Here is a 20681-nt window from a genome sequence, read left to right on the forward strand (position 1 = left end):
TCGGTCAGCAGGAGGACGCGCCGGCCGGCGCGTCCGAGGTGGCGCGCCCGTCAGCGCACCGGAGTGAGCGGCAGCACGGCGCTGATACGGAAGCCGCCGCCCGGCCGCGGCCCCGCGTCCAGGCTGCCGCCGACCATACCGACGCGCTCCCGCATGCCGATCAGGCCGTGGCCCAGCCCGTCGGCGCCGCCGTCTTCGTACAGCTCGTGCTGCGCGCCGCGTCCGTCGTCCTCGACGAGCAGTTCGAGATTCTCCTCCCCGTAACCGATGCTGACCGTCGCGCCGACGCCCGGCCCGCCGTGCTTACGGGTGTTGGTCAGCGCCTCCTGGACGATGCGGTACGCGGTCAGCTCCACGCCGCTGGGCAGCGGCCGCTCCTGCCCGTGGACCGTGAACTCCACGGGCAGGCCCGCGCCGCGCACCTGCTCCACGAGGTCGGCGAGCTGCTCGACGCCGGGCTGCGGCACGTACTCGCCGCCCTCGGCGCCCTCACCGGTCCGCAGCACGCCCAGCAGGCGGCGCATCTCGGCGAGCGCCTGCCGGCCGGTGCCGGAGATGGTCTCCAGCGCCTGCCGGGCCTGGTCGGGCGCCGATTTGAGCACATAGGCGGCACCGTCGGCCTGCACCACCATCACCGACACGTTGTGCGCGACGACGTCGTGCAGCTCCCGCGCGATGCGGGCGCGCTCCGCCGCCACCGCGATCCGCGACTGCGTCTCGCGCTCCTTCTCCAGGCGGGCGGCGCGCTCCTCCAGCTGCGCCCAGTAGGCGCGGCGGGTGCGCAGCGAGTCGCCCATCACCCAGGCCAGCACGAAGGGCACGGCCAGGAAGACGGTGACGATCACGTCCTGCCAGAGCGTGCGGTACGGGCTGGGCTCGCTCCAGCGGATCCGGGACAGGGCCGGCGCGAGGGCGCCGCCGATCAGGGCGTACCGGGACGCCCAGCGGACGTTGCCGCACGCGACGGTGTAGATGATCACCAGCATCGCGAAGTCGGCCGGGTTGGGCTCCACATCGAAGGCCAGCTGTACGAGGCCGGCTCCGGTCGCCAGCAACAGCATCTTCACCGGGGCCCGGCGACGGAGCGCCACCACCGTGCACAGCGACAGGACGACGGCCACTCCGACCAGGTACTGGAGGGAGCCACGGAGGAAGTCCGACATCAGCCACAGCCCCGCGAAGCCGAGGAGCAGCAGCGCCCAGAAGGTGTCCACACCTGTCGGGTGCCTGCGGAAGAAGTCGTAGAGACGCTGCACGTAACCCAGCGTAGGCAGCGGGGAAAGGTGTACGAGTCAACCGGAGGAGCGATCCTGTGCGCGCCTCCTACTCCCCAAGGTGGATGCCGGGGAGCACCCGGCGCGCCCGTACCGTGAAGCGGTGACGAACGAGTGGTACGGCTGGCGGGACGCGACGGAACGGGCGCTGTACGGGCCCGGCGGCTTCTACACGCGCACGGACGGTCCGGGGCCCGCCGGGCACTTCCGCACCTCGGTGCACGCCTCGCGGCAGTACGCGGGCGCCGTGGCGCGGCTGCTGGAGCGCGTGGACGAGGCGCTGGGGCGTCCGGAGCGGCTGGACTTCCTGGACATCGGCGCGGGCCGTGGCGAGCTGCTGAGCGGCGTGCTGGAGGCGCTGGACGCGGCTGCCGGAGCGGCGGCCGGTGGCCTGCCGGCGCGACTGCAGGCGCACGCCGTCGAGAAGGCACCCCGCCCCGAAGGGCTGGACCCGCGCATCACGTGGCGTGACGAGCTGCCCGCCCCGGGGACGCTCACCGGCCTGGTCTTCGCGAACGAGTGGCTGGACAACGTTCCGGTCGACGTCGCCGAGACGGACTCCGCGGGCGTGCCGCGCCACGTGCTCGTCCGGCCGGCGGACGGTGCCGAGCGACTCGGCCCACCGGTGACGGACGAGGACGCCGCCTGGCTGTCGAAGTGGTGGCCCTTGGGCGGCGCGGCGGGCGCCCTCTCGGAGACGGCGGATGCCGGCCCCGGAGCGGGCGCGGCGGACACTCTTTCGGAGCCCGGTGTCGCTGCCCCCGAAGCAGGCGCGGCGGGCGCCCCTTCGGATCGCGAGGTCGCCGGCCTTCAGGGGGCGGGGGCGCGTGCCGAGATCGGGCGGCCGCGGGATGTCGCGTGGGCGCGTGCGGTGGGGACGCTGGCTCGCGGCTTCGCCGTGGCCGCGGACTACGCACACGTACGGGAGGCCCGCCCGCCCTACGGCACGCTCACCGGCTTCCGGGACGGCCATGAGGTGGCCCCCGTACCGGACGGCGGCTGCGACATCACCGCACACGTCGCCCTGGACGCCTGCGCGGCGGCCGGCGGCACCGGGGCGCTGCTGCTCACCCAACGGGCCGCGCTGCGCGCCCTCGGCGTCGACGGCAGCCGGCCGCCGCTGGCCCTCGCGACCACCGATCCGGCCGCCTACCTGCGGGCCCTCAACGGGGCCGGCGAGGCCGCCGAGCTGACCGACCCGGGCGGCCTGGGCGCCTTCCACTGGCTGGTCCAGCCGGTCGGCGCGGAAGCGGAAGCTGTCAGACTGTCCCCATGACGGAGACGATGGTCGGCATTGGCGGTGCGGCGGAGAGCACGGACATGGTGCTCAACATCGGGCCCCAGCACCCCTCCACGCACGGAGTGCTGCGGCTGCGCCTGGTACTGGACGGCGAGCGCATCAGCCATGCCGAACCGGTGATCGGTTACATGCACCGGGGCGCGGAGAAGCTCTTCGAGGCGCGCGACTACCGCCAGATCATCGTGCTCGCCAACCGCCACGACTGGCTGTCGGCGTTCTCCAACGAGCTCGGCGTCGTGATGGCCGTCGAACGGATGCTCGGCATGGAGGTTCCCGAGCGGGCCGTCTGGACGCGCACGCTGCTCGCCGAGCTGAACCGCGTGCTCAACCACCTGATGTTCCTCGGCTCCTACCCCCTGGAGCTGGGCGGGATCACCCCGGTCTTCCACGCCTTCCGCGAGCGCGAAGAGCTGCAGAACGTCATGGAGGAGATCTCCGGCGGCCGGATGCACTACATGTTCAACCGCGTCGGCGGCCTCAAGGAGGACCTGCCCGCCGGCTGGCTCGGCCGCGCCCGGGACGCGGTGGCCGCGGTCCGCTCCCGTATGGACGTCTTCGACCGCCTCGTCCTGGGCAACGAGATCTTCCGCGGCCGGACCCGCGGCGTCGGCGTGCTGACCCCGGAGGCGGTGCACTCGTACGGCGTCTCCGGGCCCATCGGCCGCGCCTCGGGCGTCGACTTCGACCTGCGCCGCGACGAGCCCTACCTGGCCTACGGGGACCTGCAGGACACGCTCAAGGTCGTCACCCGCTCCGAGGGCGACTGCCTGGCCCGCTTCGAGGTGCTGCTGGAGCAGACGCACAACGCGCTGGACCTGGCCGACGCGTGCCTGGACCGGGTGGCCGAGCTGCCCCCGGGGCCGATCAACCAGCGGCTCCCGAAGGTGCTCAAGGCCCCCGAGGGCGCGACCTACGCCTGGACGGAGAACCCGCTCGGCATCAACGGCTACTACCTCGTCTCCAAGGGCGAGAAGACGCCGTACCGCCTCAAGCTGCGCTCGGCCTCGTTCAACAACATCCAGGCGCTGACGGAGCTGCTGCCCGGCACCCTGGTCGCCGACATGGTCGCGATCCTGGGGTCGCTGTTCTTCGTGGTCGGCGACATCGACAAGTGAGGCGCGGCCTCGGCCACAGGTCACGCCCGGGCCTCTTGTGACGCCCGGGGCACGGCCCGCTGTACGCGGAGTGTCGCCCGGACCAACACCAACAGGAACATCCACAGGGTGTGGATAACTTTTCGCCCACCCACCTGCCAGTGGCCCGACGCGGTCTCGGAACGCACAAGAACGCCCGCGCCGGTCGGTGACCGGCGCGGGCGCTTCGTTCGTACGGCCTGTGGCTGCTGCCGCTTACTGAGCAGCAGCGCTGCGCAGCTCCGCGACGTCGAACTGCTCCGTCTCGTCGTGCGCGGTCAGATCGATGACCTCACCGGCGGCACGCTCGCCGGCCCCGGAGCCGACGTCGGCATCGGCATCGGCATCGGTCTTGGATTCGGCCGTGGGTTCGGTCTTGGGTTCGGCCGTGGGTTCCGTCTTGGGGTCGGCCTTCGCCCCCGCTTCGGTCGCGGGTCCGGCGTCGGTCCCGGCGGCCTCCTGAGCGGCCGTCGCGGCACCCTCGTGCGGCTGAGCGGCCCGCGGAGCGGCCGCGGCGCGGGCCGACTGCTCGGCCACCGCCTCGTCGCCCACCACGTCCGCCAGGTCCTCCTCCAGCGGCGCCGCCGGGGCCTCCTTCGGCACGGCGACCGCGCCCGAGGCGGAGACCGTGTCCGTACCGCCGGTCGCCCGGGAGGCGGTGCCCGTACCGAAGAAGTCGAAGCCGCCGGTCGCCCGCGACGCGGGCCGGTGCTGCGGGGTGAACGGCGCGACCGCCGCGGCCGGCACCGGACGCAGCGTGGGCGCGCCCGCGGCGACCGCACGGACCTGCTCGGCGGCCCTGGCCTGCTCGGCAGCGCGCTGCCGCTCCGCACGCTCCCGCTCCGCACGGCGGGCGGCGTCCAGACGGGCGGCCTCCTGCCGTACGGCGCTCTCCCGCAGCCGCAGCAGCGCCTCGTCCGCCCGGCGGAAGTCGGTGGCGGTGGGAGCCGGGGCGGGAGCCGCATGGGCGGGGCCACGGCCCGCAGCGGCCGTGCGGGTGGTGCGGGCCGCGGCCCGCGGCGCACCGGGGGCGATGCCGGCCGCGACCGTACCGTCGGCGACGGGGGCGACCGCCGCGGGCGCGACGGCCGTCAGGCCCGGCACCGGCACGGCGCCGCCCGCGGTCAGCTCACGGGCCGGCACCGCGGCATCGATCGCGAGCCGGCGGCGGCCCTCCAGGGCGCTGGCCCGCTCGGTCTCGGCCGTGGCGTACCGGCGCAGCAGTGCGGCGTGCTCGTTGCGCAGCCGGGCCAGCTCCGCGCGCTTGGCGCGCAGCTTCGTCTCCAGAGCGGTCCGGATCTCCCGGCCCTCCTCGACGTCCGTCTCCAGTTCGGCTATGCGCTCCTCGGTCCTCCACTCGTCGCGCACCCGGGCGCGCGTGAGGTCGGCGACCCGCTTGCCCGCCGTACGGTCCCAACGGCGGGCCAGCACGGCGCCGCCGACCGCGGCCAGAGCCGAGGCGGCGACCAGGATCCGGAGCACGAGCGCATCGCCGACCAGCCAGGCACCGGCGGCGCAGGCAATTGACGCACCGGCGACCGTCGCAGGGGGAAGAAGCCTGTGCAGGGGTGGGGAATGGCGGTGGCGTCCTCGTGGCATGGCCTGAAATTTACCGTGCGTGCGAGGCCGATGGGGCCCCACCCGCCAATCCGTTTCCCGCTGGTTACTTCTTGAGCAGGTCCTTCTCCTTCAGATAGGCCTCGGCGACATCCGCCGGCTTGCGCCGGTCGGCATCGACCTGACGGTTCAGCTCGATCAAGTCCTTGGTGGTGAGCACCTTCGTGAGCTTGCCGAGCGCACTCGCGATCGCGCTGTCGCCGGCGCTCTCGGCATTCACCACCGGCAGCACATTCTCGGCGTTCTGCAGGTGCTTGTCGTCCTTGAGCAGCACCAATCCGAAGTCGCCGAGCGTGGCGTCCGTGGTGGTCGTCAGCACGAGCTGGTCCGTGCCGTCCTTGACGGCCTGCTTGGCCGGCACCGAGCCCACGCCCTTGGGGTCGATGCCCGTGACGTCTATGCCGTACGTCTTCTTCAGGCCCGGCAGGCAGTACGGCCGGGTCTCGCACTCCTCGCCCGCCGCGAGCTTCACCTTCTCCCCCGACCTGCCGAGGTCGGAGAGGGTCTTCAGCTTGTGCTGCGCGGCGAATTTTTTGCTGACCGCGAAGGCGTTCTGGTCCGTCGCGGAGCCGTGCGGGAGAACCTTCAGTCCGCGCGGCTCGGCGAGCTTCTTCAGCGCCGTGACCGTCTCGTCCGGGTCGTTGGACGCGACGGACTTCGCCTTGGCGCCGTTCGCCTTGGCGTTGAGGAAATCGGCGAGCGTGGAGGCGTATTCCGGAACGACATCGATCTGGCCCTTCTCCAGGGCCGGTTCGTACAGCTCGCGATTCTTCAGCGTCTGTACGGACGCCTTGTAACCCGCATTGGAAATGATCTTGGAATAGAGCTCGGCGAGCACCTGCGACTCGGTGAATCCGGCGGAACCGACGACGATCGTGCCCTTCCCGCCCTCGTCCTTGCCGCCCTTTTCCTCCAGGCTCTGGCCGCCGCACGCGGAGAGCCCCGCGGCCAGCGCCAGCACCGTCCCCGCGACGAGGGCCGTCCGCGCGGTACGCGACGTGCTGTTCATCGGTTTCACCATCCAGTCGTTGAGGCGGTCCGCCGGCCGTCCGCCGGTCCGTTCGTTGGGATCGAGCAGTGGAGTACACCAGAGGGACGGCCGGAACGGCAGTGCCCGGCACCCACGCGGCCGTGCCCGGCGCCCGCTCAGGCGGCCGCCGTCTCCTTGCGAGGCGCCCGTATGCCGCGGCGGCCCGTCCGCGCCGGCCGCTTGCCGCGCATCGGGTCGCACAGCCGCTCCACCGCCACCAGCACCGCCTCGACGAGCAGCGCCAGCCCGGCGACCAGCACCGCGCCGGCCACCACCTGCGGCGTGTCGTAATTGCCGAAGCCCGCCGTGATGATCCGGCCAAGGCCTCCGCCACCTGCCAGCGCGGCCAGCGTCACCGTCGCCACGACCTGCACCGACGCCGACCGCAGCCCCGTCATGATCAACGGGTACGCGAGCGGCAGCTCCACCCGGATCAGCAACTGCCGGCCGGACATGCCCATACCGCGGGCCGCCTCCACCACATCGCGGTCCGCCTCGCGCATGCCCACGTAGGCATTGGTCAGCAGCGGGGGTACCGCGAAGAGCACCAGCGCCACGATCGTCGGCCAGTCCCCCGCCTTGCCCAGCGGACTGAGCGTCAGCAGCACCAGCACCGCGTACGTCGGCACCGCGCGGCCGACATTGGCGAGGTTGAGGGCCAGCGCCCCGCCCTTGCCGAGATGGCCCAAGTACAGCGCCACCGGCAGTGCGAGCAAGCAGGAGATGGCCAGGCACACCACGCTCAGCTGCACGTGCTGTCCGAGGCGGTGCCAGACGCCGCTCTCACCGGCCCAGTTGGCCGCGGAGCCGAGCCAGTCCCACGCACCCGTGATCGCATCCATGGCTCAGGCCACCGCCTTCCGCTCGCGCCCGAGTCCCCGCGTCCGTCCGGCCCCCGGACGTCCGCCGCCCGTGCCGCCCTTACCGTCCCTGCCGCCCGTGCCTTCCTCGTCTTTGCCCCCGGCTCCCGCGCCGCCGGTCCCCGCCCGGCCGGCCCGGGTCCAGGGCGTCAACGCCCGCTGGACCCCCACCAGCAGCAGGTCGGCGATCAGCGCGAGCAACACGCACAGCACCGAGGCGGTCAGCACCTCCGCCTTGAAGAAGCCCTGCATCCCGCTGTCGATGAGATTGCCCAGGCCGCCGAAGCCGACGACCGCGCCGATCGTCGTCATCGCCACCGTCGAGACCGTGGCGATCCGCAGTCCGGCCATCAGGGCGGGCAGCGCCAACGGCAGTTCGACCTGGAAGAGCAGCCGCAGCGGGCCGTACCCCATCCCGCGGGCCGCCTCGCGCACCTCCTCCGGAACCGCCTGCAGCCCCGCGAGGATGTTGCGCACCAGGATCGTCAGCGAATAGAGCACCAGGCCCGTCACGACCACCGCGGCCGAGACCCCGAACAGCGGAGTCAGCAGCGCGAACATGGCCAGCGACGGGACCGTGTACAGAATCGTCGTCAGGCCGAGCACCGGGCCGGCCGCCCCGCGCCGCTGCCGGGCGAGCAGGGCCAGCGGGAAGGCGATCAGCAGTCCGATGGCCACCGAGGCGACGGTGATCCAGACGTGCTGGACGGTGGCGTCCAGCAACTCCTGGCCACGGCTGCGCACATACTCGCCGCAGATCCAGTCGTTGGCCTGCAGGCAGTTCCGCGGGCCCGCTGCCTGGATCATGGCCGTATTCGGGTACGTACTCAAGAGCGTGCTCACGCCACGTCACCTCCCCCGTCCGCTCACTCACAAATCCGGTGACTGTCTGCGACCCTATCCCCCGCCACTGACAATCGGCCCGGACCGCCATCCACTCGCAACATCCCGTTCATCCCGCCCCGGGCGGGCCGACGACAATGGGGAAGCATGATCCGTTTCGAGCACGTCACCAAGCGCTATGCGGACGGCACCACCGCCGTCGACGACCTCTCCTTCGAGGTCGCGGAGGGCGAGCTCGTCACGCTCGTCGGCCCGTCCGGCTGCGGCAAGACCACGACCATGAAGATGGTCAACCGGCTCATCGAGCCCACCGAAGGCCGCATCTTCCTGAACGGCGACGACATCGCCACCGTCGACCCGGTCGAGCTGCGCCGCCGCATCGGTTACGTGATCCAGCAGATCGGTCTGTTCCCGCACAAGACCGTGCTCGACAACACCGCCACGGTGCCGCACCTGCTCGGCCGGCCCCGCAAGGAGGCCCGCGCCCGAGCCGCGGAACTGCTGGACCTGGTGGGCCTGGACCCGTCGGTGTACGGCTCGCGCTACCCCGAACAGCTCTCCGGTGGCCAGCGCCAGCGCGTCGGCGTGGCCCGCGCGCTCGCCGCCGACCCGCCCGTCCTCCTCATGGACGAGCCCTTCGGCGCCGTGGACCCGGTCGTCCGCGAGCACCTGCAGACGGAGTTCCTGCGCCTGCAGTCCTCGCTCCACAAGACGGTCCTCTTCGTGACGCACGACATCGAGGAGGCCGTGCGGCTCGGGGACCGCATCGCCGTCTACGGCTCCGGACGCATCGAACAGTTCGACACTCCGGCGACGGTGCTGGGCGCGCCGGCGACGCCGTACGTAGCGGAGTTCGTGGGCGCCGACCGCGGCTTGAAGCGGCTGTCGGTCACGCCGATCGAGACCGGGGACCTGGAACAGCCGCCGGTGCTCCACCTCGACGACCCCGTAGGGCGCGCGCTGGCCGGGATGGCGGCGGACGGCGCGCGCTGGGCGGTCGTCCTGGACAGCGAGGACCGGCTGCACGGCTGGGTCGCCGCCGACGCCCTCGGACAGGCGGCGGAGGACGGGACGGTCCGCGAGCACGCCCGGCGCATGGAGGCCTGGCTGCCGGTCGGCGCGCCGCTGAAGCAGGCGTTCAGCACGATGCTGCAGCACGACGCGGGCTGGATCGCGGTCCTGGACGGCGACCGCTTCCTCGGCGTCCTCACCCCGGGCCGGCTGCACGAGGCGCTGCGCCGCTCGACCACGGCGGACGCGGCGAACATCTCCCGCGCCGACGTGGAGCTCCAGACGGTCCTGGACGCCTGACGCACCACGGACGGGGCGGACGGGGCGCGAGGGGCGAACGGGGCACACGGAGCAGGCGGGGCGCTCGCGGCACGCGGGGCACGCGGGGGGCTGCGCTTACAGGTGCAGCTCCAGGCTCCCCCACCTCGGGGGTTACCCAGGGGTGACCACCGGCGAACTCGCGCCGAGCCGACTGCGCTCGAAAGGGTGGCGCGGCCGGCACCGCCCGCGCCGGCCGAGACCGCCCGCAGGGCCTACGCCGCCGCCCCGCAGGGCCCTACGCCGCCGCACGCAGGGCCTACGCCACCGTGAGGTCTACGCCGCCGCCGCGCCCGCCTCGTCGTCATCGTCCGGGAGCTTGCAGACGCGCTCCAGGAAGACCGCGGCCGCGACCACCGCGATGCCCGCCAGTACCGACAGGCCGGCGTACACCGTCTCGTCGGTCCGGCCCAGGCCCGCCGAGCCCGAGGTCAGCAGGAAGACCGCGACGCCGCCGTACAGCCCGCTCACGAGCGCGGCGACCAGCGCGCTCGCCTGGCCGAACAGCACGGCTCTGGCCGCCATCATCGGCTCGACGCCCTTGGCGCCCGGCACCCGGTCCCGCTGAGCCTTCAGGCGGCTGCGCAGCGACAGGGCCGTCGCGGCCAGCACCGCGGCGATCAGCGCCAGCACGATCGGCGCCGCCAGCGGCACGCTGGGCAGGCTGCCGAGCGCGTCCCACAAACGGGCGCCGGCCCACGCCAGCACGCCCGCCACCACGAACAGCCCGACCAGCACCTTGATCCGTAGCTGCTTCACCGAGCTTTTCGCCCCTCACACCGTCCTGGCCGCACGCGCCGCTCCGGGCGCGGCGGCCATCCTGTCCACCGGACCATCATCCCTCACGGGCCCTCGCGGGCCGTCAGGACAACGATCACTCGGGCAGCCGCAGTTCCAGGTCGGCGCGGGCCGCGACGCCGTCCCGGCCGAGCGCGTCCAGCAGCTCGGCCACCGGGCCGTGCCCGGGCACCTTGGCCTCGGGGTCGATGTCGTGCCACGGCACGAGGACGAAGGCACGCTCGTGGGCGCGCGGGTGCGGGAGGGTGAGCACCGGGTCCTGGGAGACGACGTCCTGGTACGCGACGATGTCCACGTCGATGGTGCGCGGGCCCCAGCGCTCGTCCCGCACCCGCTCGAAGGCCTCCTCGATCGCGTGGCCGCGCTCCAGGAGCGAGTCCGGGGGCAGCGTCGTCTTCACGATCACCACGGCGTTGAAGTACGTCGGCTGGGTGCCCGGGTCGACGCCCCACGGCTCGGTCTCGTACACCGGCGAAACGGCTTTCACCCGCACGCCCGGGGTGTCCTCCAGGGCGTCGACGGCGCCCTGCAGCGTCTCCAGGCGGTTGCCGAGGTTGCTCCCGAGGGAGATCACGGCGCGCTTGGGGTTGGTGAGCGTCACGTCCGCCGCGTCGACCTGCTCCACCACGGAAGCGGGCACCGGCTGTACGGTCGGGTCACTGCTGGTCATACTCGGCTCCGGGTGATGGTGATGGTCACGTCGTCAAAGGGGACCGTGATCGGGGCGTCGGGCTTGTGGACGACGACCTCGACCTCCTCCACCCCCTGGTGCTTCAGGCACTGTGCGGCGATCCGCTCCGCGAGCGTCTCGATGAGGTCGACGGGCTCGCCCTCGACGATCGCCACGACCTCCTCCGCCACGATTCCGTAGTGCACGGTCTTCGCGAGGTCGTCGGTCGCCGCCGCGGGACGGGTGTCCAGGCCGAGCACCAGGTCCACGACGAACGCCTGGCCCGCCTCGCGTTCCTGGGCGAACACCCCGTGGTGCCCCCGGGCCTTCAGCCCACGCAGCGCGACACGGTCCACGCGAATCACTCCCACTGGTACCACTGATCGTCGGATGAACGGGCACGCGCCGGACATCGTCCGGCACTCCACCCGGTCATCGAATTTACCTGCGAGCACTGACAGCGCTCGCTCACGGGTGCCCTGGACAGGCGCCCCGCACAGCTGCTGCACAGCCGAGTCCCCGCCCGCGCGGCCACTTACCCCACGGCCCCGCGCTCCACCCCTACCCGGGTACGACTTGGCTCGAACGAGTGCGCCACCGATCACCCCGCTGACCCCGGCCGCTGACTCCCGGCCCGGGCCTCACAGCCCGCCCGGCAGTCCGCCCACGCCGTCGTCCTCGTCGTCGGGACCCTCCTCGTCGTCCTCGTCGTCCCGGTCGGCGAGCACCGGCGACCCGTGGTGCGACCACACCCGCCAGCCGTCCTCCGTGCGCCGGAAGACGTTGGTGGCCACGACCAGCTGGCCGATCAGCGGCCCCACCGAGCCGTCCTCCTCGGCGGGGCCGCCGCTGAGGATGTTCTCCGTGCAGGTCACGAGCGCGGTGTCGGCCACCACGTCGATCTCCACGTCGGTGAGGAAGAACTGGATGTACTCGGTGTTCGCCATGATCAGCGCATAGGAGCGCAGCACTTCACTGCGGCCGCGCAGCACCGGCCAGCCAGGATGCACGACACTGACCTGGCCGTCCAGCCACAGCTCGGACATCGCCTCATGATCACCGCGCTCGATGGCCTCGTAGAAAGCGGTGTTGGCCTGCTCCACCAGCTCGATGTCCGTACGTGGGCTCAATCCGCTCACACCGCTCCCGTCGTGGTCCTCGTGCGTACTACTGGACGTGCGCAGGCACGCGCACGGATACGTGCCTGCGGCGGGCACCGGAGGCCCCGTGCGCCGCCTGGCTGCCCTGTGCCCTGCCCGGCCCCGTTCTACGCCGCGCCGGGAGCCCCGGAACGCGCGGCCTCCACGGCGCGGGCCACCCGTACCGCGTCGGCGCTCGCCCGTACTTCGTGCACGCGCACCGCCCAGGCGCCCTCGCGCGCCGACAGCGCGGTGATCGCCGCCGTCGCCGCGTCCCGCTCCCGGGCCGGCGGCACCGTGGCGGAGGCGCCGGCGCCGGCCAGCACCCGCCCCAGGAACCGCTTCCGCGAGGCGGCCACCAGCAACGGCCGGCCCAGCTCGTGCAGCCGCTCCAGGCCCGCGACCAGCGCGAGATCGTGCTCGGCCTGCTTGGCGAAGCCCAGCCCCGGGTCGATCACGATGCGCTCGGGATCGATCCCCCCGGCCACCGCCCGGTCCATGGCGACCCGCAGCTCGGCCACGACCTCGCCGACCACGTCGTCGTAGACCGCCCGGTCGTTCATGTCGACGGACTGGCCGCGCCAGTGCATGACCACGAACGGCGCGTTGGCGGCCGCCACCACCGGGATCATCGCCGGGTCGGCGGCGCCCGCGCTGACGTCGTTGACCAGGCGCGCACCCGCCTGCAGGGCCTGCTCGGCGACGGTGGCCCGCATGGTGTCCACGGAGATCGCGACGCCGGCGGCGGCCAGCTCCCGTACGACCGGGATCACCCGGCGCAGCTCCTCGGCCTCGTCCACCCGCGCGGCACCGGGCCGGGTCGACTCGCCGCCCACGTCCACCAGGTCGGCCCCCTGAGCCACCAGGTCCAGGCCGTGCTTGACGGCCAGGTCGGTGTCGAACCAGTCGCCGCCGTCGGAGAACGAGTCAGGGGTCACATTGACCACACCCATGACCGCGCACCGGTCCCACTCGGGCAGACCGGCCACCCGGCCACGCAAGGTACTCATACTTCCAGCCTAGGCGTTGTGGCCGGTCCCCTCGCCCCGCGCACCCCACGTACCTGGGCGAACGCGGACGTAAGGGCACACGCGTACGTCTGTCTGTGCACCCGGCCGCCCCCATGGCGACCGTTCCCGGACGGCACCGCGCCCGCCCGCCGGCTCAGGCGGCCCGCTCGACCGACGCGCCGCGCAGCCCCGTGTGCTGGTGCGCACAGGGACGGGCCACCGGCTGCGCGCTCCGCCGGCGCAGCAGCCGGGGCAGCCCCAGCTGCACGAAGCCCTCGGCCTGCATCGCGGCGAAGCCGATCCGCGGCAGGTCGCGGGTGGCCCGGAAGACCACGAAGCGCGGCTCCCAGCGGGGCTGGAACTTGGCGTTGAACTTGTACAGCGACTCGATCTGGAACCAGCGCGAGAGGAACACCAGGAGCCCGCGCCAGGTCCGCAGCACCGGCCCCGCACCCAGCTTCTCGCCGCGGGCCAGCGCCGAGCGGAACATCGCGAAGTTCAGCGACACCCGGGCCACGTCCAGCTTCGGCGCGGCCTGCAGGGCGGCAACGATCAGCAGCTCGTTCATGCCGGGGTCGGCGCTCCGGTCGCGCCGCATCAGATCCAGCGACATGCCGTCCGTGCCCCACGGCACGAAGTGCAGCACGGCCTTCAGGTCCCCGTACGGGCCCTCGGCCTCGCCCTCCTCGGGCGCCCGGTGCGCGGTGGCGATCACCGCGTCCCCGTCCCGCTCGTCGCCGATCCGGCCCAGCGCCATCGAGAAGCCGCGCTCGGTGTCGGTGCCCCGCCAGTCCTCGGCCGCCCGCTGGACCGCCTGGATCTCCTTCTCGGACAGCTCGGCCACCCGGCGCACCCGGGTCTCGTACCCGTTCCGCTCGATGCGCTTGACCATCTGCCGTACGTTGCGCATCGCGCGCCCGGAGAGCGTGAAGTCCGCCACGTCGACGATGGCCTCGTCGCCCAGCTCCAGCGCGTCCAGGCCGGTCTCCCGGGTCCAGACCTCGCCGCCGGTCTCGGAACAGCCCATCACCGCCGGCGTCCAGGAGTGCGCCCTGGCCTCCTCCATGAAGCGCTCGATCGCGCCGGGCCACGCCTCGACGTCCCCGATGGGGTCGCCGCTGGCCAGCATCACGCCGGAGACGACGCGGTAGCAGACGGCCGCCTTGCCACTCGGCGAGAAGACCGCGCCCTTGTCCCGGCGCAGCGCGAAGTGACCGAGGGAGTCCCGGCGGCCGTGCTTGGCCAGCAGCCCCCGCAGCCGCTCCTCGTCCTCCTCGGTGAGCCGCGCCACGGGCTGCTCGGGCCGGAAGGCCAGGTACGCGGTGGTGCCCAGCGTCAGCAGGCCGAGCGCGCCCAGGGAGTAGCCGACGGTGTAGTCGACGTGGTGGGTGTACGCCACCGGGCCTTCGAAGCCGAACAGGCCGACCAGGACGTGCTGCAGCTCCGCCCAGACCGACGGGTCACCGACGGTGCGGTCCGGATGGGAATTGACGATCACCATGCCCAGCGCGATGCTCACGCCGCCGAGCACGACGAAGTTCAGCAGCGCCTTCCAGCGGCTGCGCGGGTCCGGCAGCGCGGCGAACTCCCGCCGGTGCCGTACGAGGTAGGCCAGCAGCGCCAGCGAGAGCACCGCTCCGAAAACGGAGTGGCGGTACACGAACTGCGCCACGGCGCCCAGCGGGAGCAGCGCCACGGCCGCGACCCACGCCCGCCGCTTGCGCCGCTTCAGCCCGTGCGCCAGCAACAGGAGCAGCAGGCCCACCACGATCGAAGCGGCCGCGGCCAGCGGGCTCACCGCGCCCGGCAGCACCTCCGCCAGCGCATGCATACGGCTGTGCCGGAAGCGTGGGAACACCCCCGCCGCCACGTTGAGCAGACCGATCAGCGTGCAGGCCGTGCCCACGGCCGTGGGCACCGCTTCCGGGCGCGGCCCCCGCACCCAGCGTGCGCGACGCCACGCAACCTGTCCGGACTTTTCGCCATCTAGCCTGTCAGACATCACTTTCCCGTCGCCCGCTCCTCAGGTCGCCTGGTCTTCAGCACGCGGAGCATCAGTCGCCATCAGCTGGACAATTTGCGCCCTGTAGGACGGCGCTTCCGGGCCCCGGGTTCCATCAGGTGGCCGGACCGTCCGGCCACCCGGCAGGAAGTGGACATGGACCTCACCAGTAAGACCGTTCTGCTGCTCACCGTGCTGCTCGCGGTGGCACTCTTCGCCGCCACCGTGCTGCTCTGGCCGCGGCTCGCGCGCCGCACCTGGCGCGCCGTGACGGGCCGGATCGGCCTGCTGCTGGCGACCCAGCTGGCCCTCTTCGCCTCCGTCGGACTCCTGGTCAACAACGCCTTCGGCTTCTACGCGTCCTGGGCCGACCTGCTCGGCCAGGAGACCGAGACCGGCGTGGTGGTCGACCACTCCACGAACCGCCAGGGCATCGAACGGACCGGCCTCCCGCACGACAACCGGCGCGCGGAGGTCGCCGGCCGGCTGGACAAGGTTCTCGTACGGGGCGACGGGACCGGCATCACGAGCCCGGCGTACGTGTACCTGCCGCCGGAGTACTTCCAGCACCGGTACGCGCAGAAGCGTTTCCCCACGGCCGTCGTCCTCACCGGCTACCCGGGCACGGCCGAGGCGCTCTACTCCAAGCTGCACTACCCCCAGACGGAACGCCGCCTCGTCGCCAAGGGAAAGATGCAGCCCACGATCCTGGTCATGATGCGCCCCACGGTCGCCCCGCCCCGCGACACGGAATGCATGGACATACCGAACGGCCCGCAGACCGAAACGTTCTTCACCAAGGAACTCCGCGCGGACATAGCAGCCCACTACCGAACCGGCACACAGGCCCGCAACTGGGGCGTCATCGGCGACTCCACCGGCGGCTACTGCGCCCTCAAAATGACCATGCGCCACCCGGAGGCCTTCTCGTCGGCCGTCGCCCTCTCCGGCTACTACAAGGCCCCGATCGACCCCACCACCGGCGACCTCTTCGCCGGCAACGCCCAGCTCCAGCGCGAGAACGACCTGCTCTGGCGCCAGCGCCACCTGCCGCCCCCGCCGGTGAACCTGCTGGTCACCACCAGCAAGCAGGGCGAGACCAACTACGCCGACACCACACGCTTCATAAAGCAGACCAAGGCCCCCACCCGGGTCTCCTCGATAATCCTCGAAAGCGGCGGCCACAACTTCAACACCTGGCGCCGAGAAATCCCCCCGGCCCTCACCTGGCTGTCCAGCCACCTGAGCCCCTGAACCACGAGCTCGGCCCCCACCGACCCGTCTTTTCACCCACCACCGACGGGAGGGGGCGGGCACCGTGACGTCAAAGCCCCGCGCAGCGGCAACGCCCGCCGCAGGCGAAACGGCGCGGCACCCGGGGACGGCGGACGACTTTCGGGCCTCCTCACGACGGGGAGGACACCAGATGACCGTTGACCAGAAAGGTGGGATACGGATCCAGGCGGTAGGCATACACCGTGTACGGCTTTGCGCCGTGCGCCACGACCCGCGCGTCCCACCGCCCGAGCCGGTGGCCGTCGCCGTCGCAGTAGCCGTCGAGGAATCCCTCGAAGGTCGCCATATCGCGCAGCACGACGCGCGGAAAACGCTGCCGCATGCGGTGCGCGTCGCCGCCCACGTACTGCCGCCGCCAGGTACGAGGAGACGACCCGCACCCGGAAGCCGGGCAGATCACGCCCCAGATAGCCGGACGGCCGGGAGATCCGCTCGATCCGCGGATCCAGACCCGTGGCCGCGCAGAGGCAGGTGGCGTAGTTCGTGGCGAAGAGTTCCTCGTTCACGACAAGCGACACGTAGTTTCTGCCGACCGTACCGTCCGCACACGTGGCGCCGATCACATAGCCGAGATCGTACCCAGGGACGATTTTTTGGCCATCGAGACGCCGGTCACCGTGGTCCGGACCGTTCTTCGCCCGTCGAGCGTCCAGAGTTCCTCGCCCGCGCGGATGCTCCCCGCCCGGCGACGACCCCCGACCGCATTGACCATCTGCTTGCTCGGCAGCCCACCCCGCACTGTGCTCCCCCTTGCTCAGTGGCCTTCCCACTGAGCAAGGACGCTACGGTCTGCCACTGACAGTCCGGCTATCGAGCCAGTATCAGGCTCATCGCCTCGGACCGGGTCGTGGCATCGCGCAGCTGGCCCCGTACGGCCGAGGTGGTCGTCTTGGCGCCCGGCTTGCGGATTCCCCGTACCGACATGCACATGTGCTCGGCCTCGATGACGACGATCGCACCGCGTGCTTCGAGGATGCGCATCAAGGAGTCCGCGATCTGCGTGGTGAGTCGCTCCTGCACCTGCGGGCGGCGGGCGTAGACCTCGACCAGGCGGGCGAGCTTCGACAGCCCCGTGATCTTCCCGCTGTCGGCCGGGATGTACCCGACGTGCGCCACGCCATGGAATGGCAGAAGATGATGTTCGCAGAGCGAGACGATCTCGATGTCCTTGACGAGGACCATCTCGTCGTGCCCGAGATCGAAGGTCGTGGTGAGGACATCCTCCGGCTCCTGTCGGAGACCGGCCAGGATCTCCTTGTACGCCCGCGCCACCCGCGCCGGCGTTTCCAGAAGGCCTTCGCGGTCCGGGTCCTCTCCGACCGCGATCAGGAGTTCGCGCACGGCGTTCTCGGCGCGCTTCTCGTCGAACTCGCCGATCTTGCCGTCGCCGTCCAGGCTCACCGGGTCGGTCATCTCGTGCCTCGTTCCTTCTCCATTCCGCTACGAACGCGGAATGCCGCGCCCCCCAGGCTAGAACCTGGGGGGCGCGGCATTCATTCCGGGGCCGGTGTGGCGGCCGGCGAGCCGGTCGGCCGTCAGGCCTCGCTGCTGCCGCTGCCGGAGTCCTCCGGGAGCTCGGTCTTCTCCGTCGAGACGGTCGGCGTCACGGACGTCGCGCCGTTGGCCGCCGCCAGCTCCTTCGGTGCGAGCACCGGCGGGCGGGTGGACGGCGTACGCCGTGAGGAGCCGGTCCACGCGGGGCGGGACGGGCGCTTCACGATGTGCTTGAAGATCTCGGCGATCTCCTCCTTGCCCAAGGTCTCCTTCTCCAGGAGGGCCAGGACGAGGTTGTCGAGGACGTCGCGGTTCTCGACCAGGATCTCCCACGCCTCGTTGTGCGCGGTCTCGATGAGCTTCTTGACCTCTTCGTCGACCAGCGCGGCGACCTCTTCGGAGTAGTCGCGCTGGTGGGACATCTCGCGGCCGAGGAAAGGCTCACCGTTGTCCGAGCCGAACTTGATCGCGCCGAGCCGCTCGGTCATGCCGTACTGCGTGACCATCGCGCGGGCCGTGGCGGTCGCCTTCTCGATGTCGTTCGCCGCGCCCGTCGTCGGGTCGTGGAAGACCAGCTCCTCCGCCGCGCGGCCGCCCAGCATGTACGCCAGCTGGTCGAGCATTTCATTGCGCGTGGTGGAGTACTTGTCCTCGTCCGGGAGCACCATCGTGTAGCCGAGGGCACGGCCGCGGGACAGGATCGTGATCTTGTGGACCGGATCGGAGTTCGGGGAGGCCGCCGCGACCAGGGCGTGTCCGCCCTCGTGGTACGCGGTGATCTTCTTTTCCTTGTCCGACATGATCCGAGTCCGCTTCTGCGGCCCCGCCACGACCCGGTCGATCGCCTCGTCCAGGAAGTGGTTGTCGATCAGCTTCTTGTCGCTGCGGGCGGTGAGCAGCGCGGCCTCGTTGAGGACGTTGCTCAGGTCCGCGCCCGTGAAGCCCGGCGTACGACGGGCGACCGCGCCGAGGTCGACGTCGGGCGCGACCGGCTTGCCCTTCTGGTGGACCTTGAGGATCTCCAGACGGCCCTGCATGTCGGGGCGGTCGACGGCGATCTGCCGGTCGAAGCGGCCCGGGCGCAGCAGCGCCGGGTCGAGGATGTCGGGCCGGTTCGTGGCGGCGATCAGGATGACGCCGCCCTTCACGTCGAAGCCGTCCATCTCGACGAGCAGCTGGTTCAGCGTCTGCTCGCGCTCGTCGTGGCCACCGCCCAGGCCCGCACCGCGGTGCCGGCCGACGGCGTCGATCTCGTCGACGAAGACGATCGCCGGGGCGTTCGCCTTGGCCTGCTCGAAGAGGTCACGGACGCGCGAGGCGCCGACACCCACGAACATCTCGACGAAGTCGGAGCCGGAGATCGAGTAGAAGGGCACGCCCGCCTCGCCCGCGACGGCGCGCGCGAGGAGCGTCTTGCCCGTACCGGGCGGGCCGTACAGCAGCACGCCCTTGGGGATCTTGGCACCTACGGCCTGGAACTTCGCCGGCTCCTGCAGGAACTCCTTGATCTCGTGGAGCTCCTCGACGGCCTCGTCCGACCCGGCGACGTCCGAGAACGTCGTCTTCGGGGTGTCCTTGGTGATGAGCTTCGCCTTGGACTTGCCGAAGTTCATGACCCGGGAGCCGCCGCCCTGCATCTGATTCATCAGGAACAGGAAGACGACGACGATCAGCACGAACGGCAGCAGCGAGAGCAGCATGCCCACGAAGGGGCTCTGCTTCTGCGGCGAGACGGTGTACCCGTCCTTGATGTCGCCCGTCTGGTACTTGGCCTGCAGGGTCTTGGCGAGCTCGACGCCCTGGTCGCCGATGTAGCTCGACTGGATCTTGTCGGAGCCCTCGACCTTGTTGCTGCCGGAGAGCTCGACCTTGATCTTCATTTCGTCGCCGGTGGTCAGCTCGGCGGACTTGACCTTGTTGTCCGTGATCGCCTTGACGACCTGACCGGTGTCCACCGTCTTGTAGCCGCCGGACGAACTGACGACCTGCATCAACACGACCACGGCGAGGACGGCCAGCACGATCCACATGACCGGCCCACGGAAGTATCGCTTCACGTCCATCCATACGGAGCCCTAAAGGCCCCGTCCCTCCTGCCACAGTGAGGCACTCCAGCCCTCGGGGAGGTCTGGTCGTGCGTACGGTGTATTACTGGCCCGAAAAAGACTGACCTTCGGACGGTACCCCAGCATTGTCACCCGACGCCGCTGCCCGTGGTGAACAATGCGTCCGGGATTCCGTCCTCCCTGCTCCAACGGCGGGAGGCCGCAAAGGGTTCCCGCCGTCCGGCGCGAGCGGCTTTCCGGGCCCTGTCCGCCGCTGCCGACGGGGCGTCAGCCGCCGTAGACGTGCGGCGCGAGCGTACCGACGAACGGCAGGTTGCGGTACTTCTCGGCGAAGTCCAGGCCGTAACCCACGACGAATTCGTTGGGGATGTCGAAGCCGATCCACTTCACGTCGATGTCGACCTTCGCGGCGTCCGGCTTGCGCAGCAGCGTGCAGACCTCCAGCGAGGCCGGCTCGCGCGAGCCGAGGTTCGACAGCAGCCAGGACAGCGTCAGGCCGGAGTCGATGATGTCCTCGACGATCAGGACGTGCTTGCCCTTGATGTCGGTGTCCAGGTCCTTGAGGATCCGGACCACGCCCGAGGACTGGGTGCCCGCGCCGTACGACGACACGGCCATCCAGTCCATCGTGACGGGGGTGGACAGCGCACGCGCCAGGTCCGCCATCACCATCACGGCGCCCTTCAGGACGCCGACGATGAGCAGCTCCTTGCCCGCGTACTCCGCGTCGATCTTCGCGGCCAGCTCGGCCAGCTTCGCGTCGATCTCTTCTTTGGTGATGAGCACCGACTGAAGGTCGGAACCCATGTCCTTGTCGTCC

19 protein-coding genes are annotated in these 20681 nt (G+C 71.4%); 4 read left to right on the forward strand and 15 right to left on the reverse strand.

Going from position 1 to position 20681, the window contains the following annotated elements; genetic code table 11:
• Positions 1-50: 50 nt before the first annotated feature.
• A complete protein-coding gene (locus IF20_RS16745) occupies positions 51-1256 on the reverse strand; it encodes a sensor histidine kinase (protein ID WP_052866008.1) in 1206 nt (401 codons plus the stop codon).
• 121 nt (positions 1257-1377) lie between these two features.
• Here IF20_RS16745 and IF20_RS16750 point away from each other — a divergent pair, with 121 nt between their 5' ends.
• Together IF20_RS16750 and IF20_RS16755 are read left to right on the forward strand one after the other, a co-directional pair.
• Positions 1378-2550 carry an SAM-dependent methyltransferase gene (locus tag IF20_RS16750; protein WP_052866407.1) on the forward strand — a complete coding sequence of 391 codons (1173 nt, stop codon included), beginning with the start codon at positions 1378-1380 and terminating at the stop codon, positions 2548-2550.
• Positions 2547-3689: an NADH-quinone oxidoreductase subunit D gene (locus tag IF20_RS16755; RefSeq protein WP_052866009.1), complete on the forward strand. Its 1143-nt coding sequence runs from the start codon at positions 2547-2549 to the stop codon at positions 3687-3689. The genes IF20_RS16750 and IF20_RS16755 overlap by 4 nt, the downstream gene beginning before the upstream one ends.
• Positions 3690-3923: 234 nt before the next feature.
• On the opposite strand, the gene IF20_RS16760 is transcribed toward IF20_RS16755, so the two are convergent.
• From IF20_RS16760 to IF20_RS16775, 4 genes are all read right to left on the reverse strand, one after another.
• Positions 3924-5306 (reverse strand): cell division protein ZapB, encoded by a 1383-nt coding sequence (locus tag IF20_RS16760; RefSeq protein ID WP_110944245.1) that lies wholly within the window; start codon positions 5304-5306, stop codon positions 3924-3926.
• Between the two features lie 64 nt (positions 5307-5370).
• Positions 5371-6333 carry an ABC transporter substrate-binding protein gene (locus IF20_RS16765; RefSeq protein ID WP_052866408.1) on the reverse strand — a complete coding sequence of 321 codons (963 nt, stop codon included), beginning with the start codon at positions 6331-6333 and terminating at the stop codon, positions 5371-5373.
• A 137-nt stretch (positions 6334-6470) separates the two neighbouring features.
• On the reverse strand, positions 6471-7196 hold the full coding sequence (locus IF20_RS16770) for an ABC transporter permease (RefSeq protein WP_052866011.1): 726 nt from the start codon (positions 7194-7196) through the stop codon (positions 6471-6473).
• Positions 7197-7199: 3 nt separating this feature from the next.
• A complete protein-coding gene (locus tag IF20_RS16775; protein WP_052866012.1) occupies positions 7200-8021 on the reverse strand; it encodes an ABC transporter permease in 822 nt (273 codons plus the stop codon).
• Between the two features lie 183 nt (positions 8022-8204).
• Between IF20_RS16775 and IF20_RS16780 the strand changes: the two genes are divergently transcribed.
• Positions 8205-9368, forward strand: a complete 1164-nt coding sequence (locus IF20_RS16780) for a betaine/proline/choline family ABC transporter ATP-binding protein (RefSeq protein WP_052866013.1) — start codon at positions 8205-8207, stop codon at positions 9366-9368.
• A gap of 294 nt (positions 9369-9662) precedes the next feature.
• Here the strand turns inward: IF20_RS16780 and IF20_RS16785 are convergent, their stop codons facing one another.
• The 6 genes from IF20_RS16785 to IF20_RS16810 form a co-directional block, all read right to left on the reverse strand.
• A complete protein-coding gene (locus IF20_RS16785; RefSeq protein ID WP_052866014.1) occupies positions 9663-10145 on the reverse strand; it encodes a DUF3180 domain-containing protein in 483 nt (160 codons plus the stop codon).
• Positions 10146-10260: 115 nt separating this feature from the next.
• Positions 10261-10854, reverse strand: coding sequence for a 2-amino-4-hydroxy-6-hydroxymethyldihydropteridine diphosphokinase (gene folK / locus IF20_RS16790; RefSeq protein ID WP_052866015.1), 594 nt, complete (start codon positions 10852-10854; stop codon positions 10261-10263).
• Positions 10851-11210, reverse strand: coding sequence for a dihydroneopterin aldolase (folB, locus tag IF20_RS16795; RefSeq protein ID WP_030260356.1), 360 nt, complete (start codon positions 11208-11210; stop codon positions 10851-10853). Before folB ends, folK begins: the two co-directional genes overlap by 4 nt.
• A 285-nt stretch (positions 11211-11495) precedes the next feature.
• A complete protein-coding gene (locus IF20_RS16800) occupies positions 11496-11984 on the reverse strand; it encodes a nuclear transport factor 2 family protein (protein WP_052866016.1) in 489 nt (162 codons plus the stop codon).
• Between the two features lie 137 nt (positions 11985-12121).
• Positions 12122-13003 carry a dihydropteroate synthase gene (gene folP, locus IF20_RS16805; RefSeq protein ID WP_052866017.1) on the reverse strand — a complete coding sequence of 294 codons (882 nt, stop codon included), beginning with the start codon at positions 13001-13003 and terminating at the stop codon, positions 12122-12124.
• Between the two features lie 154 nt (positions 13004-13157).
• Positions 13158-15005: a phosphatidylglycerol lysyltransferase domain-containing protein gene (locus IF20_RS16810; protein WP_052866018.1), complete on the reverse strand. Its 1848-nt coding sequence runs from the start codon at positions 15003-15005 to the stop codon at positions 13158-13160.
• A gap of 156 nt (positions 15006-15161) precedes the next feature.
• Between IF20_RS16810 and IF20_RS16815 the strand changes: the two genes are divergently transcribed.
• Entirely contained in the window at positions 15162-16259 is a 1098-nt protein-coding gene (locus IF20_RS16815; RefSeq protein ID WP_052866019.1) for an alpha/beta hydrolase, read from the forward strand.
• A 151-nt stretch (positions 16260-16410) separates the two neighbouring features.
• Here IF20_RS16815 and IF20_RS39975 read toward each other — a convergent pair whose 3' ends face one another.
• The 4 genes from IF20_RS39975 to hpt form a co-directional block, all read right to left on the reverse strand.
• Positions 16411-16644: a hypothetical protein gene (locus IF20_RS39975; protein ID WP_052866020.1), complete on the reverse strand. Its 234-nt coding sequence runs from the start codon at positions 16642-16644 to the stop codon at positions 16411-16413.
• A 464-nt stretch (positions 16645-17108) separates the two neighbouring features.
• Positions 17109-17714 (reverse strand): GTP cyclohydrolase I FolE, encoded by a 606-nt coding sequence (gene folE, locus IF20_RS16825; protein ID WP_052866021.1) that lies wholly within the window; start codon positions 17712-17714, stop codon positions 17109-17111.
• 122 nt (positions 17715-17836) lie between these two features.
• Complete coding sequence (gene ftsH / locus IF20_RS16830) at positions 17837-19858, reverse strand: ATP-dependent zinc metalloprotease FtsH (RefSeq protein ID WP_052866022.1); 2022 nt, start codon at positions 19856-19858, stop codon at positions 17837-17839.
• Positions 19859-20128: 270 nt separating this feature from the next.
• Positions 20129-20668: a hypoxanthine phosphoribosyltransferase gene (gene hpt / locus IF20_RS16835; protein ID WP_052866409.1), complete on the reverse strand. Its 540-nt coding sequence runs from the start codon at positions 20666-20668 to the stop codon at positions 20129-20131.
• Between the last annotated feature and the right edge of the window lie 13 nt (positions 20669-20681).

Origin of the sequence: Streptomyces niger (assembly GCF_000718305.1) — a bacterium.
In the GTDB taxonomy this organism is placed as follows: Bacteria; Actinomycetota; Actinomycetes; order Streptomycetales; family Streptomycetaceae; genus Streptomyces; species Streptomyces niger.